The following is a 15,937-nucleotide window of genomic DNA, read 5'->3' as shown; positions in this document are numbered from 1 at the left end:
GCGGGCGCTCCTTGCCCGGTCGTCCGGTCGAGGATCGAAACCCCGGTCGGCCGCAGGTCGCGGGGTTCGAAACCGTAAACCTGCGAACCTTCGCTCGAATGGGTGATCCGTTTCACGCTCGGCGAGAGGCGGTCAGCCGGGCGTGATGGGCTCGGTAGCATCAAGCACCGGCCCGGACGGGGGACCGTTGCCAGCCCCGTGAGCCGTGTCCGCCATGGGGCACCCCGTCCGCCGGTCCACGCAGCCGGAGGTGCCCATGAGTGCGGAGGCCACGAACCCCGCGACGCCAGGCCCGGTGACCGCCGGGCCCACCGCGCGCTGGCGGGCACGGATCGACCTGCGGCGCCTGGGCCGGGCCGCACTGCTCGGTCCCGCCGCCCGTGACCGGCTGCCCGACGCCATCGGCCATGTCGCCGAGGCCCACCGCGCCCATCACCCCGACGCCGACCTCGAACCCCTGCGCCGCGCCTATGTGCTGGCCGAGTCCTCGCACCGGGGCCAGATGCGCAAGAGCGGCGAGCCGTACATCACGCACCCCCTCGCCGTGACCCTGATCCTCGCCGAACTCGGCGCCGAGACGACCGCGTTGACCGCCTCCCTGCTCCACGACACCGTCGAGGACACCGAGGTGACACTCGATCAGGTCGGCGAGGAGTTCGGCGCGGAGGTGCGCTTCCTCGTCGACGGCGTGACCAAGCTGGAGAAGGTCGACTACGGCGCCGCCGCCGAGCCGGAGACCTTCCGCAAGATGCTCGTCGCCACCGGCAACGACGTCCGCGTGATGTCGATCAAACTCGCCGACCGGCTGCACAACATGCGCACCCTCGGCGTGATGCGCCCCGAGAAGCAGGCCAGGATCGCCAAGGTGACCCGGGACGTCCTCATCCCGCTCGCCGAACGGCTCGGTGTCCAGGCGCTCAAGACCGAGCTGGAGGACCTGGTCTTCGCGATCCTGCATCCCGAGGAGTACGAGCACACCCGGGAGCTGATCGTCGACAACGCCTCCCGCGCGGACGATCCGCTCGCCGAGGTCGCCGACGAGATGCGCGCGGTCCTGCGGGACGCCGACATCCAGGCCGAAGTCCTCATCCGGCCACGGCACTTCGTCTCCGTGCACCGGGTGGCCCGCAAACGCGGCCGGCTGCGTGGCGCCGACTTCGGACGGCTGCTGGTGCTGGTCGGCGAGGACGCGGACTGCTACGGCGTCCTGGGCGAACTGCACACCTGCATGACGCCGGTGGTCTCGGAGTTCAAGGACTTCATCGCCGTCCCGAAGTTCAACCTCTACCAGTCCCTGCACACCGCCGTGGCGCGGGAGGACGGCCAGGTCGTCGAGGTCCTCATCCGCACCCACCAGATGCACAAGGTGGCGGAGGCCGGGGTGATCGCCCTCGGCAACCCCTACGCGCCCCCCTCGGACGAGCCCGTCGACGGCGAGCGCGCGGACCCGACCCGGCCGGGCTGGCTCTCCCGCCTCCTCGACTGGCAGGAGGCGGCCCCCGACCCCGACACCTTCTGGTCCACCCTCCGCGAGGACCTCGCCCAGGACCGCGAGATCACCGTCTTCCGCCCCGACGGCGGCACGCTCGGCCTGCCCGAGGGGGCGACCTGCGTGGACGCGGCCTACGCGCAGTACGGCGAGGACGCGCATGCCTGCATCGGCGCCCGGGTGAACGGCCGCCTGGCGACCCTGAGCACGGTGCTCAGGGACGGCGACACCGTCCAGCTCCTCATGGGCCAGGACCCCGCCTCCGGGCCCTCCAGGGAGTGGCTGGAGCACGCCCACACCGCCGCCGCCCGCATCGCCATCCAGCGCTGGCTGGCCTCCCACCCCTCGCACGAGGACGAGGCGAGCCGCGCCGACGCCGACGCGGCGGCCCCCCGCCCCACCACGGAGGCCCTGTCCACGGAGGGGTCCCCGACCGCCCGGCCGGCGGCGAACGTCGTGGCCGACCAGCCGGACGCGACCGTCCGCCTGGCCGGCTGCTGCACTCCCGTACCGCCGGACGACATCACGGGGTTCGCGGTGCGCGGGGGAGCGGTGACCGTGCACCGGGTCGAATGCGCGGCGGTGGCCCGCATGAAGAGCGCGGGCCGGCCGGAGATCGGGGTGCGCTGGGGCGACACCACGGAGGTCCGGGTGACGCTGGTAGCCGAATCGTTCGTGCGCCCCCATCTCCTGGCCGACCTGACCGAAGCGATGGCCCAGGAGGGCGCGGAGATCGTCTCGGCCACCGTCGAACCTCCCACCCAGCAGCGGGTCCGCCACACGTACACGGTGCAGCTCCCGGACGCTGGGCATCTCCCGGCGCTGATGCGGGCGATGCGGAACGTGGGCGGGGTCTATGACGTGAGCCGGACGCAGCTGCAGACGCAGCCGGGGGTGGCGTAGGGCGCCGCCGGCGCCCGACTCGTTCGGGTGCCGCCGCCGGTCCCCGATCCGTTCGGGTGGGTCGATCGGGCGTCGCCGCCGACCCGGGTGCCCTCGGCGTCGCCGCCGTCCCGCACCCCGTTCGGGTGGGCCGGTCGCGCGTCGCCGCCGTGCCGGGGGCCCTCGCTGGTAGCCGTGGTGCATGCCGCACACCCGCCGCAAGGCCACCGCCCTTCTCGCCTCGGCCGTCACCGTCTGCCTCCTCGCCGCCGGCGCCCCCGCCGAGCCCCTCGGCATCGGCGACCGCCTCTTCCCCCACCTCGGCAACCCCGGCTACGACGTGGCGTCGTACGACCTCTCCTTCACCTATCCCGGCAGCAACACCAAACCCCTCCCGACGATCACCACCATCGACGCCTGGACCACCACCACCCTCGACCGCGTCAACCTGGACTTCGCCCACGGCGACGTGGAGTCCGTGGAGCTGGACGGCGAACCGGCCGCCTTCAGCGCCGCGGGCGAGGACCTCGTGATCACTCCGGAGGAACCCCTGCCGAGCGGCAGCTGGATGCGGATCACCGTGCGGCACACCAGCGACCCCAGGCCTGCCGAGAACCGCGACGGCGGCTGGCTGCGCACCGCGGACGGCCTGGCCATGGCCAACCAGGCCGACGCGGCGCACCTGGTGTTCCCCGGCAACGACCACCCCTCCGACAAGGCGATGTTCACCATCAGGGTCACCGCCCCGAACGGCTACACGGCGGTCGCCAACGGCCTCCCCACCGGCGTGGACCGCTCACGCGCGGCGACGACCTGGACGTACCGCACCCAGCACCCCATGGCCACCGAGCTCGCCCAGGTCTCCATCGGCCGCTCCAGCGTCCTGCGCCGCACCGGCCCGCACGGCCTGCCCGTCCGCGACGTGGTTCCCACCAAGGACCGCAAGCAACTGGAACCGTGGCTGCGCAAGACGCCGGACCAGATCTCCTGGATGGAGGAGAAGGTCGGCCGCTACCCCTTCGAGACGTACGGCGTGCTCTTGGCGGACGTGGACACCGGTTTCGAACTGGAGACACAGACCCTCTCCCTCTTCGAGAAGGACCTGTTCACCGACCCCGCCTTCCCCGCCTGGTACGTGGAAGCGATCATGGTTCATGAGCTGGCCCACCAGTGGTTCGGCAACAGCGTCAGCCCCCGCACCTGGTCCGACCTGTGGCTCAACGAAGGGCATGCCACCTGGTACGAGGCCCTGTACGCGGAGGAGACGGCCGACCGCCCTCTGGCGGCGCGGATGAAGGCCGCCTACGGCGCCTCCGACCGCTGGCGTGCCGCCGGCGGTCCTCCGGCCGCCCCCAAGGTCCCCAAGCCCGGCCGGAAGATCGGGATCTTCCGCCCCAACGTCTACGACGGCGCGGCCCTCGTCCTCTACGCCCTGCGCCAGGAGATCGGCCACCCCGCCTTCGAGCGCCTGGAACGCGCGTGGGTCATCCGGCACCGGGACGGCGTCGCCACCACCGACGACTTCGTCGCGCTCGCGTCGCAGATCACCGGCCGTGACCTCAGCGGCTTCCTCCAGCCCTGGCTGTACGGCGAGAAAACCCCGCCCATGCCCGGCCACCCCGACTGGAAGCCGGTCGTACCGGTGACGGCGCCCGACGCTTCAGCCGTTCCTGCCGCTTCCGCAGCTCCCGCGGCTCCTGCCGCTCCCGCTGCTTCCGCCGCTTCCGCCGTGAAATAAGCCGATGACGAGACGCCCCGTCCCGTGCGACCATCTTCAGGTCGGCCTGGGTACGAGGCCGGGGCCGCCAGCGGTTCCGCGGGAATCTCCCGGGGCACTCGTACGTTGTGCACAATGACCGCCGTGCACGATGACGGCCGTACAGAATCCTCAACGACGTAAGGACCCAATGACCTCCTCTTCTTCCCCTTCCCAGGACACGCAGCGCCTCGCGCACACCTACCCCGACGGTCTTCGGGCCGATGCCCTGATGGAAGAGGACGTCGCCTGGAGCCACGAGATCGACGGAGAGCGGGACGGCGACCAGTTCGACCGCTCCGAGCGCGCGGCTCTGCGCCGTGTCGCGGGCCTCTCCACCGAGCTCGAGGACGTCACCGAGGTCGAGTACCGCCAGCTCCGGCTGGAGCGGGTCGTGCTCGTCGGTGTCTGGACCACGGGGACCGTGCAGGACTCGGAGAACTCCCTCGCCGAGCTCGCCGCCCTCGCGGAGACCGCGGGCGCGCTCGTGCTCGACGGTGTGATCCAGCGCCGCGACAAGCCCGACGCGGCCACCTTCATCGGCTCCGGCAAGGCACTCGAGCTGCGCGACATCGTCCTCGAGACCGGCGCGGACACCGTCATCTGCGACGGTGAGCTCAGCCCCGGCCAGCTCATCGCCCTCGAAGACGTCGTCAAGGTCAAGGTCATCGACCGTACGGCCCTGATCCTCGACATCTTCGCCCAGCACGCCAAGTCCCGAGAGGGCAAGGCGCAGGTCGCGCTCGCGCAGATGCAGTACATGCTGCCGAGGCTGCGCGGCTGGGGTCAGTCGCTGTCCCGTCAGATGGGCGGCGGCAAGGGCGGCGGTCTCGCCACCCGTGGTCCCGGTGAGACCAAGATCGAGACGGACCGGCGCCGGATCCGCGAGAAGATGGCGAAGATGCGCCGGGAGATCGCGGACATGAAGACCGGCCGCGAGATCAAGCGCCAGGAGCGCAAGCGCCACAAGGTGCCCTCGGTCGCCATCGCGGGCTACACCAACGCCGGTAAGTCCTCGCTGCTCAACCGTCTCACGGGCGCGGGCGTGCTGGTCGAGAACGCCCTGTTCGCGACCCTGGACCCGACCGTCCGCCGGGCCGAGACCCCGAGCGGCCGGCTGTACACGCTGGCCGACACCGTCGGCTTCGTCCGGCACCTGCCGCACCACCTGGTCGAGGCGTTCCGCTCCACGATGGAGGAGGTCGGCGAGTCCGACCTGATCCTGCATGTGGTCGACGGGTCGCACCCGAACCCGGAGGAGCAGCTGGCCGCCGTGCGCGAGGTGATCAGGGACGTCGGCGCCATCGACGTTCCCGAGATCGTCGTGATCAACAAGGCCGACGCGGCCGACCCGCTGACCCTTCAGCGGCTGATGCGGATCGAGAAGCGTTCCATCGCGATCTCGGCCCGCACCGGACGGGGCATCCCCGAGCTGCTCGCGCTGATCGACAACGAGCTGCCGCGGCCGTCGGTCGAGATCGAGGCCCTGGTGCCCTACACGCTCGGCAAGCTCGTCGCCCGCGCGCACGACGAGGGCGAGGTGATCTCCGAGGAGCACACCGCGGAGGGCACCCTGCTCAAGGTGCGGGTGCACGAGGAACTGGCGGCAGAGCTGATGCCGTACGTGCCTGCTCCGGCCGCGTAAGCGGTAGACGCAGAGAAGGCCCGCCTCCTGGGGAGGCGGGCCTTCTTCATGCCGACGTCCGGAGGGCTGTCCGGGGAGGCCGGTTCAGGTCATGCAGGCGTCGTCGTCACCGACCGCCGTAGGTCTTGCTCATGTCCTGGTACAACGCCTCCGCGCTCTTGCCGAGCTGCGGCCCGGCCAGCCAGGTGTTGTCCTCGGGGCCGATCGACGTGTTCGACACCAGCTTCGTCTCACCGTCCACCACCCGGAACCAGCCGCCACCGGAGGAGCCGCCGGTCATGGTGCAGCCGATCCGGTACATCGTCGGCAGCGTCGGGGCCAGCGAGAACCGGCCCGGCCGGTCGAGGCACTTGAACATCTGCAGGCCGTTGTACGGCGGCGCCGCCGGGTACCCCCAGGCGCCCATCGTGCCCGACTCGGTCGCGGACGGAGCCGAGAAGTCCACCTCCAGCGCCGCGCCGACGGTCTCCTCCAGCGACTTCGCGCCCTGCTCCGGCTTCACATGCAGCACGGAGTAGTCGTACGCCGCACCCGCGCCGCCGGTCGCCGAGCCGCCCTGGATCCACTCGCCGGACGTCGAGGCCCAGTCCGCCCACCAGTTGCCGTAGGGGGCGATCTCGGTGGCGTTCGCGCCGGCCAGCTGCGCCTCGGACTTGCCGAGGTCGTTGTAGGCCGGGACGAAGACGATGTTGCGGTACCAGCCGCCCGCACCGCCCGCGTGCACACAGTGGCCGGCTGTCCACACCAGGTTCGACTTGCCCGGGTGGTTGACGTCCTTGATCACCGTGCCGGAACAGACGGCGGGACCGTCGGGGGAGTCGAAGAAGACCTTCCCGACCGGAGCGGCGTTCTGGTGGTACGGCGTCTTCTCGGCCGTCGCCTCCACGGGCGCCGGTTCCGGGTCACTGATGCCCTGGTCGGCGGAGGCGTCCTTCGTCGAGACGGTCTTGTCGGCCTCCTTCGCGGACCGCATCCGGTCCGGCTTCCACAGGCCCTCGATCACCGGGTTGACGAAGTCCTTGGCCTCACTGAGCCACTTGTCCTTGTCCCAGTCCTGCCAGCCGCCGTCGGCCCAGGCATCGACGTCGATGCCGTGTTCCTTCAGCCTGTCGGCGACGCCCCGAGGAATCTCGGCCTTGCCCTGGTCGGCTATGTCGGCGGCCTGAGAGGTGCTCGGCTTGTCACTCGCCTTGTCGTCGCCGGAACCGCTGCACGCGGTGGCGGTCAGCGCCACGGCCGCGAGAAGCGCGGTCGCAGCGAGGCGGGTACGTGTGGAACGCATGGTGCGGTGACCCCCGTAGAAACTGCTCTGACTGATTCGCACGTGCTTCAGGCACGCGACTCCCCACTATGCCCGGGGAGTTGAGGGCGAACGGCGGTGAGACCGTGAAGGGTTTTTGGGGCTCACCGCCGCCGGTGCTCACTGGCCGGCGAACTTCCCGCTGACCTCGTCGAACACACCCTTGGCCTCCGCACCGAGCCGCGGCCCGGCCAGCCAGCCCGACTCCACCGGCCCGATGGAGGTGTTGGAGACGAGCGCGGGCTTGCCGTCCGAACCGGTCGCGACCCAGCCCCCGCCCGACGAACCACCGGTCATCGTGCAGCCGATCCGGTACATCGTGGGATCGGCCTTGGTCAGCGACAGCCGCCCCGGCTTGTCCTGGCACTGGAACAGCTTCTGCCCGTCGAACGGCGGCGCCGCCGGGTAACCGGTCGCGGTGACGCTGTCCACCTCCGGTACGGGCGGCGCGTCGAAGTCCACCGGCAGCGCCGAACCGACCATCTCCTCCAGCGACTTGCCGCCGCTGCCCTCCTCCGGCGTCACATGGATGACGGCGAAGTCGTAACTGGCGCCGTCACCGCCGGTGGCACCGCCCTGCTCGATCCACTGGTCCGAGGTCTGCACCCAGTCACCCCACCAGACGCCGTACGGAGCGACCTCCTCGCGCGTGGCACTCTCCAGCTCCGCCGTCTCCATGGCGTCGTTGTTGTACGACGGCACGAACGCGATGTTCCGGTACCAGCCGCCGGCCTTGCCCGCGTGCACGCAGTGGCCCGCCGTCCACACCAGGTTGGACTTACCGGGGTTGGCCGGGTCCGCCACGACCGTCGCCGAACACACCATCGTGCCCTCGGGGGAGTCGAAGAACACCTTGCCGGCCGTCGGCACGCTGTCGTGGTACGCAGCCGGCACGGCCTGCGCCTCCACCGGAGCGGGCGTCGGGTCGGTCACACCCGCGTCACCGGAGATGTCACCGGCGTCGACGTCCTTGTCCGGCTCCTCGGCCTCACGCATCCGGTCCGGGTCCCACAGGTCCTCGATGATCGGATTGACGAAGTCCTCGGCCTCGCGCAGCCAGTCGTCCTTGTCCCAGTTCTTCCAGGCACCGTCCTTCCACTGGTCGATGTCGATCCCGTGCTCCTTGAGCCGGTCCTTGATGTCGTCAGGGATCGAGATCTTGTCGTCACCGGCGGCGGAGGTCGCGGAGGCCTCGCCGCCGGCGTCGGCATCGCCCGAGTCGCAGGCGGTGGCGGTGAGCGCGAGGGCCGCGGCGAGGGCGACGGCAGCGGGCAGGGGAGACGTTCTGCGCCGCGCGCCCCTTCCGCGGCGAACGGTGAACGACGGCCGTATGGATCGCATGGTCTGACTCCCCCTGGGACGAACGAACTTGGCAGCACTGCCGCACTCCCGCGCCGCTCGACGCGGCGACCGGGAACGGCATCACACACTATGCGCTCGCTGTGGGGGACTTCCCACGGAACGGCAACGGTTCCGTCACGGCAAGGATCTTGAGGCAACCCGTAACCGGGTGAGCGGTGCGGGGTTGGTAGCGGTGGGGGTTCTGCTGCCTGTGCGCGGCCCCCTGTGCCCAATTCCCCGCAGCTTCGAGTGAAGCCTCGCGGGGGTGCGTATGTCGGGACGGGCGAGGACCGAGATGACCTGCTCGCCCCTGGACGGCGGGAGGACGGCGAACGGTGGCTGTGACCGAGCCTGGGGGTACGGGGTTGTGGCGGGGCGATGGGGTGCGGGATGTCGGGGACGCGGCGGGGTTGTGGTGGGGCCACGGGGCGCGGGATGGCGGGGAGTCGGGAGTGGGTGCCGCGGGGGTGGGTGCCGCGAGGGTGCGGGTGGGGGAGACGGGTGAGGCCGGGGCAGGTGAGGCCGGGGTGCGGGTGGAGGAGACGGGCGAGGTCGAGGCGGGTGCGCCGACAGCACCGGGAGCGCATGAGGTGATGGGGCGTGTGCCGGGGGCGCGTGGGCTGGGAGCGCACGGGTTGGGAGTGCGTGCGTTGGGAGTGCGTGGACTCTGTTGTGAGGCGGGCGGATGTGAGCCGGGAAAACATGGTCCGGGCGGGCCTGAGGAGGAAACGCGTGAGTCGGGCGCACCGGACGTGGACGTTCGTGGCGGGCATGCCGGGCGTGGGCCCCGGGTGAATGAGCTCGGTGGGCGGACGTTCGTGGGGCGCGAGGCCGCAGGGGAGCGCTCCTCCTGGCAGGAGGGGATCCTGCGGAGGCAGGCGGCGCGCGAGTCGGCGGCACGCACCTACGCTCGGGCCCTGCCCATCGTGCCGGTACGGGCGCGCGGCATGACGATCGAGGGCGCGGACGGTCGCCGGTACCTGGACTGCCTCTCCGGGGCGGGAACCCTGGCCCTCGGCCACAACCACCCGGTCGTCCTGGAGGCCATCCGCAAGGTCCTGGACTCCGGTGCCCCGCTGCACGTTCTCGACCTGGCGACTCCCGTCAAGGACGCGTTCACCACCGAACTGTTTCGCACCCTGCCCCCGGGGCTCGCCGAGCACGCTCGCGTGCAGTTCTGCGGACCCGCCGGAACCGACGCCGTCGAGGCCGCCTTCAAGCTGGTCCGCACCGCCACCGGCCGCACCGGCATGCTCGCCTTCACCGGTGCCTACCACGGCATGACCGCCGGCGCCCTCGAAGCCTCCGGCAGCGCCCTCGACGTGCGCGTCGCCCGCCTGCCCTACCCGCAGGACTACCGCTGCCCCTTCGGCGTCGGCGGCGAACGCGGCGCCGAACTGGCCGCTCGCTGGACCGAATCCGTCCTCGACGACCCCAAGTCCGGCGTACCGCACCCCGCCGGGATGATCCTCGAACCCGTGCAGGGCGAAGGCGGAGTGATTCCCGCCCCCGACACCTGGCTGCGCCGCATGCGGCAACTGACCAACGACCGGTCCATCCCGCTGATCGTCGACGAGGTCCAGACCGGAGTCGGACGCACCGGCGCCTTCTGGGCCGTGGAGCACAGTGGCGTCACACCCGACGTGATGGTCCTCTCCAAGGCCATCGGCGGCAGCCTTCCCCTGGCGGTCGTGGTCTACCACGAGGATCTCGACGTCTGGGAGCCCGGCAGCCACGCCGGCACCTTCCGCGGCAACCAGCTCGCCATGGCCGCGGGAACCGCCACCCTCGCTCACGTCCGTGAGAACGGCCTCTCCGAACGCGCCCATCACCTCGGCTCCCGCATGGTGTCCGAACTCCGCCGATCGGCGCGTGAGTTCGGCTGTGTCGGCGACGTCCGGGGCAGGGGGCTGATGATCGGCGTGGAGGTGGTGGACCCGACGACGGACGGGCCGACGGATGGGCCGACGCCGGAGCAGCCCCTTGAGCCGAGCCAGGATCCGCTGCGGCCGGATGCCGCTCGCGGCCCTCGTCCGCCGGCTCCTGAACTCGCCGCCGCCGTGCAGCGGGAGTGCCTGCGGCGAGGTCTGATCGTCGAGCTCGGCGGGCGCCACAACAGCGTCGTACGGCTCCTCCCACCGCTCACGATCAGCGATGAACAGGCGGCCGCGGTACTGGACCGCCTCACCGACGCCCTGCACGCGGTCGCCCGCGACCACGCCCGAACCCGACCACTTCACTGACGGCTTTCCCTCCACCAGAACCACCTCCCTAGGAACAGAGCAGAAGTTGGACACCAGGCGCTCATCCGACGAGCACACCCCCAGGGGCGCGGCAGGCCCCACCGACGCCGAGCCGCCCGCGCCGACGCCCACGTCGGTCCCCCGGCAACAGGGGGCCAGCCCGGAGCTGAGCGCGCCGGAGACCGTCGGCTCGCCACGAGGACGGGCTGCCGCATCCTCGCCGGAGCGCACCCCGGCGCAGAGGGGTGGACCCGGCGCCGCACCCTCACGCCGCCCAGCCGCCGACCTCCTGGAGCACCCCGACCCCCACACCGCGGCCCAGACCGCCTCCGTGGAGAACCTGCTCCGCTGCTGGGTGAGGGAGGCCGACCTCCCCGCCCCTCCCGACGGGATCCTGCGCATCCCGCTGCCCGCCAGCGGTACAGCCCTCGTCGTACCGGTCCGCTACTGGTCCCCGACGGGTTGGCACCGCTTCGGCCTCCCGCGTCTGTCGGGCGCACCAGACCACTCCCCATCCGCCGACGCAGTCACGGTGGCGGCACTGCTCGCCCGGGAAACCCCGGAAGGCGCTGGCTCGGCAGGTCCGTCGGCGGCCGACGCCGCTCCCGCTCCCTCTGCCACCCCAGTGCCGTGCGGCACCCCGACCCCACGCGACACCCCCGCGCCCCCCGACCCCGTCGCCTCCGATCGCACCGACCTGGCCGCTCGCGTCGCCGACTCGGTCCGCCGTACCGCCTTGTTCATCAGCGACCGCCGGGACCGTCCCGTCGACGGGCCGGACGTCTTCCTCAGCGCCGAGCAGGCACTCGTCCTGGGACACCCGCTGCACCCCACCCCGAAGAGCCGTGAAGGCCTCTCCGACTCCGAAGCCCGCCTCTACTCACCCGAACTGCGCGGCTCCTTCCCCCTCCACTGGATCGCTGTAGCTCCCTCCTTGCTCGCCGCCGACTCGGCCTGGACGGAACGCGGACGCCCCGTCGCCGCATCCCAGCTCACCGCCAGGCTCGCCGGCCCCGGCCTGCCGCTGCCCGACACCTACGCAGCCCTGCCCCTGCACCCCTGGCAACTGCGTGAGGTCAGCCACCGGCCCGAGGTCGCGGCCCTGTTCGATGCCGGACTGCTCCGGGACCTCGGCCCTCACGGAGTCCCGTGGCACCCCACCTCCTCCGTAAGGACCGTCCACCGGTCCGGCGCCCCCGCCATGCTCAAGCTCTCGCTGGGCCTGCGCATCACCAACTCCCGTCGTGAGAATCTCCGTAAGGAACTGCATCGCGGTGTCGAGGTCCACCGTCTGCTGCGGGCCGGGCTGGCCGGGCAGTGGCAGGCCGCGCACCCGGGCTTCGACATCGTCCGGGACCCGGCCTGGCTCGCCGTCGACGGGCCGCAGGGTGATCCGGTACCGGGTCTCGACGTGATGATCAGGCACAACCCCTTCCAGCCCGCCGATGACGTCTCCTGCATCGCCGGGCTCGTCTCGCCCCGCGCTTACGCCGAGCCGGGTGCCACCCTCGGCGGTCACCGGCCGGCCTGGCGGTCCCGCCTTGCCGAGGTCGTCACCCGCCTCGCCGCTCGAACCGGCCGCCCCCGTGGTGCCGTGTCCACCGAGTGGTTCCTGCGCTACCTCGAACACGTCGTCCGCCCCGTGCTCTGGCTGGACGCGACCGCGGGCATCGCCCTCGAGGCGCACCAGCAGAACACCCTGCTCCTGCTGGACACGGACGGTTGGCCCAGCGGCGGCCGCTACCGCGACAACCAGGGCTACTACTTCCGTGAGTCCCGGCGCGGGGAACTCGACGCCCGCCTCCCCGGCATCGGCCGGCACAGCGACACGTTCGTCTCCGACGAGGTGACCGACGAGCGCTTCGCCTACTACCTCGCCATCAACAACGTGTTCGGCCTGATCGGAGCCTTCGGCTCCCAGGGCCTCGCCGATGAGCGGCTGCTGCTCGCCGCCTTCCGTCGGTTCCTCGACGACGTGGCCTCCGGGCCCGCCGCGTTGCACACCTCCCTCCCGGCCCACCTTCTCGACTCATCCACCCTGCGCTGCAAGGCCAACCTCCTGACCCGGCTGCACGGCCTGGACGAACTCGTGGGCCCGGTCGACACACAGTCCGTCTACGTCACCATCGCCAACCCCCTGCATTCCTGAACTGCACCGTCGACTCACTTGAACCGCACCCCCGTAGCCCCTCAGCTCCCTCTATTCGCAAGGACCATGACCCACCCCGTCTTCTGAGAGGAGCGTCGCCGTGCCTCCCAACGACGCGAGCACCGACGCCGGTATCGACCCCACCTCCTCCCTCGGCACCGACACCGCCCTCGACGCCGACCCCGGCGGCGAGGACAGCGAGGACACGCTGGACCTGCGCCTGCCCGCCGAATTCCTCGCGCTGTTCGCGGCGACGGAGGAGGCCGAGAGCGAAGCCGTCGGTGACGGGGGCGAGGGTGCGGCGCTGCCTGCCTGGTCCGCCTCCGGCGTGGCGGCCGGCGACGATCTCCTCGACCACGTCGTCGACTGGGGGCCGATCACCACGGCTGCGGGCGTGTTCCAGCTCGTCCCCGTACGCGTCGAACTCGACCTCCCACTGATCAGCCGCTGGATGAACGACCCCGCGGTCGCCGCCTTCTGGGAGCTGGCCGGGCCCCAGAGCGTGACCGAGGAACATGTGCGCGCCCAGCTGGTGGGAGACGGGCGCAGTGTGCCGTGCGTGGGCGTGCTGGACGGCACGCGCATGAGTTACTGGGAGATCTACCGGGCGGACCTCGACCCGGTGGCCCGGCACTATCCCGCCCGTCCTCATGACACCGGGATCCACCTCCTGATCGGTGATGTGTCCGACCGCGGCCGAGGTCTCGCGAGCACGCTTCTCCGAGCTGTCGCCGACCGTGCTCTCGAGCGGCGGCCCGCCTGTGCACGTGTCATTGCGGAACCGGACATGCGCAACACTCCTTCCGTAGCTGCCTTCCTCAGCGCCGGCTTCCGCTTCTCCGCCGAGGTCGACCTGCCCGCCAAGCGAGCCGCCCTCATGGTCCGGGACCGGGCCTTGCGCGATCTGCTGTAACGCCACGCTGCGGTGTCGTCACTTTTGGTACACCGCTCGGGCGGCCGGGGTTCCCACTCGACGCGAAGCGATTCCCGAGCCGGTCACCGATCCACACCTGCCCCTCACCCACCCCGACGGCCTCGCGTTTCTCTCCCCCCGACTCACCCTGCACGCCACCCACCCGTCCGCCCTCACCCGAGGACCCCAGGTCTTGATCCAGCCCCCCGCCTCCGCCGTGATCACCCGTCTGTCAGTGCCGGGCCGTAGGCTGGTCGCGCTATGACGAAGCCCTCACTCCCCGAACTCCTGCATGCTGCCGTCACTGCCGTCGGCGGTACGGAGCGCCCCGGCCAGGTGACCATGGCCGAATCCGTCGCGGAGGCGATCGACGAAGGTTCCCACCTGCTGGTCCAGGCCGGCACCGGCACCGGAAAGTCGCTCGGCTACCTGGTTCCCGCGCTCGCGCACGGGGAGCGCGTCGTGGTCGCGACGGCCACCCTGGCCCTGCAGCGCCAGCTCGTGGAGCGGGATCTGCCGCGCACGGTCGACGCTCTGCACCCGCTGCTGCGCCGCCGCCCCGAGTTCGCGATGCTCAAAGGCAGGTCGAACTACCTGTGCCTGCACCGCCTCCACGAGGGCGTCCCGCAGGACGAGGAGGAGGGCCTCTTCGACCAGTTCGAAGCGGCCGCGCCCACCAGCAAACTGGGTCAGGACCTGCTGCGCCTGCGGGAGTGGTCCGACGAGACGGAGACGGGCGATCGCGACAACCTCACGCCCGGCGTTTCGGACCGCGCCTGGGCGCAGGTCTCCGTCTCGTCCCGTGAGTGCCTGGGTGCCACGAAATGCGCCTACGGAGCGGAGTGCTTCGCCGAGATGGCCCGGGAGCGGGCCAAGCTCGCCGAGGTCGTCGTCACGAACCACGCCCTGCTCGCGATCGACGCCATCGAAGGCGCTCCGGTCCTCCCGCAGCACGAGGTGCTGATCGTCGACGAGGCCCACGAGCTGGTCTCCCGGGTCACCGGCGTCGCCACCGGCGAGCTCACCCCGGGGCAGGTCACCCGCGCCGTGCGCCGCGCCGCCAAGCTGGTCAACGAGAAGGCCGCCGACCAGCTCCAGACCGCCGCCGAGGGCTTCGAGCGGGTGATGGAGCTGGCGTTGCCGGGCCGTCTGGAGGAGGTCCCGGAAGATCTCGGCTACGTGCTCATGGCCCTGCGCGACGCCTGTCGCACGGTGATCTCGGCGATCGGCGCGACGCGGGACAAGTCCGTGCAGGACGAGGATGCGGTCCGCAAGCAGGCGCTGGCCTCGGTGGAGTCGGTGCACGACGTGGCGGAGCGGATCACACAGGGCTCCGAGTGGGACGTCGTCTGGTACGAGCGCCACGACCGTTTCGGTGCGTCCCTGCGGGTGGCGCCCATGTCGGTCTCGGGCTTGCTGCGCGAAAAACTCTTTGCGGACCGCTCGGTGGTGCTGACCTCGGCGACCCTGAAGCTGGGCGGCGACTTCAACGGTGTCGGCGCCTCATTGGGCCTCGCGCCGGAGGGCACCGAGGGCGAGGACTTCCCGCAGTGGAAGGGCGTCGATGTCGGCTCGCCCTTCGACTACCCCAAGCAGGGCATCCTCTATGTCGCCAAGCACCTGTCGCGCCCGGCTCGGGACGGCGACCGGGCGGACATGCTGGATGAGCTGACGGAGCTGATTCAGGCGGCAGGCGGCCGGACACTCGGCCTCTTCTCCTCGATGCGGGCCGCCCAGCTCGCTGCCGAGGAACTGCGCTCCCGGATTCCGGAGTACCCGATCCTTCTCCAGGGCGAGGAGACGCTCGGCGAGCTCATCAAGAACTTCGCCGCCGACCCGAAGACGTGCCTGTTCGGCACGCTCTCGCTCTGGCAGGGTGTCGACGTCCCGGGCCCCAGCTGTCAGCTGGTCGTCATGGACAAGATTCCCTTCCCGCGCCCCGACGATCCGCTGATGAGCGCCCGCCAGAAGGCGGTCGAGGACGCGGGCGGCAACGGTTTCATGGCGGTGGCCGCGACGCATGCGGCACTGCTGATGGCTCAGGGCGCCGGTCGTCTCGTACGGGCGTCGGGGGACCGCGGTGTCGTCGCCGTACTGGATCAGCGGCTGGCCACGGCGCGGTACGGGAGCTATCTGAAGGCGTCGCTGCCCGACTTCTGGTACACCACGGACCGTAATCAGGTCCGCAGATCGCTGGCCGCGATCGATGCGGCGGCACA

General features: G+C 71.2%; 9 protein-coding genes. 7 read left to right on the top strand and 2 right to left on the bottom strand.

Going from position 1 to position 15,937, the window contains the following annotated elements; translation table 11 throughout:
* Nucleotides 1-256 precede the first annotated feature (256 nt).
* The 3 genes from M8H82_RS32855 (at nt 257) to hflX (ending at nt 5,772) form a co-directional block, all read left to right on the top strand.
* Nucleotides 257-2,392 (top strand): bifunctional (p)ppGpp synthetase/guanosine-3',5'-bis(diphosphate) 3'-pyrophosphohydrolase, encoded by a 2,136-nt coding sequence (locus M8H82_RS32855; protein ID WP_250078759.1) that lies wholly within the window; start codon nt 257-259, stop codon nt 2,390-2,392.
* 181 nt (nt 2,393-2,573) lie between these two features.
* Nucleotides 2,574-4,109 (top strand): M1 family metallopeptidase, encoded by a 1,536-nt coding sequence (locus M8H82_RS32850; protein ID WP_250078758.1) that lies wholly within the window; start codon nt 2,574-2,576, stop codon nt 4,107-4,109.
* Between the two features lie 169 nt (nt 4,110-4,278).
* Nucleotides 4,279-5,772, top strand: coding sequence for a GTPase HflX (hflX, locus tag M8H82_RS32845; protein ID WP_250078757.1), 1,494 nt, complete (start codon nt 4,279-4,281; stop codon nt 5,770-5,772).
* Between the two features lie 106 nt (nt 5,773-5,878).
* Here hflX and M8H82_RS32840 read toward each other — a convergent pair whose 3' ends face one another.
* Both M8H82_RS32840 and M8H82_RS32835 read right to left on the bottom strand, forming a co-directional pair.
* A complete protein-coding gene (locus M8H82_RS32840; protein ID WP_250078756.1) occupies nt 5,879-7,054 on the bottom strand; it encodes a serine protease in 1,176 nt (391 codons plus the stop codon).
* A gap of 138 nt (nt 7,055-7,192) precedes the next feature.
* Nucleotides 7,193-8,413 (bottom strand): serine protease, encoded by a 1,221-nt coding sequence (locus M8H82_RS32835; RefSeq protein WP_250078755.1) that lies wholly within the window; start codon nt 8,411-8,413, stop codon nt 7,193-7,195.
* 818 nt (nt 8,414-9,231) lie between these two features.
* Between M8H82_RS32835 and M8H82_RS32830 the strand changes: the two genes are divergently transcribed.
* From M8H82_RS32830 to M8H82_RS32815, 4 genes are all read left to right on the top strand, one after another.
* Entirely contained in the window at nt 9,232-10,656 is a 1,425-nt protein-coding gene (locus M8H82_RS32830) for a diaminobutyrate--2-oxoglutarate transaminase family protein (protein ID WP_250078789.1), read from the top strand.
* Between the two features lie 46 nt (nt 10,657-10,702).
* Entirely contained in the window at nt 10,703-12,805 is a 2,103-nt protein-coding gene (locus M8H82_RS32825; protein ID WP_374211732.1) for an IucA/IucC family protein, read from the top strand.
* A gap of 100 nt (nt 12,806-12,905) precedes the next feature.
* Nucleotides 12,906-13,718 (top strand): GNAT family N-acetyltransferase, encoded by an 813-nt coding sequence (locus M8H82_RS32820; RefSeq protein WP_374211731.1) that lies wholly within the window; start codon nt 12,906-12,908, stop codon nt 13,716-13,718.
* A 261-nt stretch (nt 13,719-13,979) separates the two neighbouring features.
* Nucleotides 13,980-15,937, top strand: a 1,958-nt coding sequence (locus M8H82_RS32815) for an ATP-dependent DNA helicase (protein WP_250078753.1), incomplete at its 3' end; no start/stop codon positions are given.

Source organism: Streptomyces sp. YS415, assembly GCF_023544665.1.
Classification (GTDB): domain Bacteria; phylum Actinomycetota; class Actinomycetes; order Streptomycetales; family Streptomycetaceae; genus Streptomyces.
This window is presented reverse-complemented; position numbering and strand designations above follow the sequence as displayed.

Excerpts from the sequence above, each read along its gene's own strand:
- M8H82_RS32855 (WP_250078759.1), top strand. The coding sequence starts at position 257 with ATGAGTGCGGAGGCCACGAACCCCGCGACGCCAGGCCCGGTGACCGCC.
- M8H82_RS32850 (WP_250078758.1), top strand. The coding sequence starts at position 2,574 with ATGCCGCACACCCGCCGCAAGGCCACCGCCCTTCTCGCCTCGGCCGTC.
- hflX (WP_250078757.1), top strand. The coding sequence starts at position 4,279 with ATGACCTCCTCTTCTTCCCCTTCCCAGGACACGCAGCGCCTCGCGCAC.
- M8H82_RS32840 (WP_250078756.1), bottom strand. The coding sequence starts at position 7,054 with ATGCGTTCCACACGTACCCGCCTCGCTGCGACCGCGCTTCTCGCGGCC.
- M8H82_RS32835 (WP_250078755.1), bottom strand. The coding sequence starts at position 8,413 with ATGCGATCCATACGGCCGTCGTTCACCGTTCGCCGCGGAAGGGGCGCG.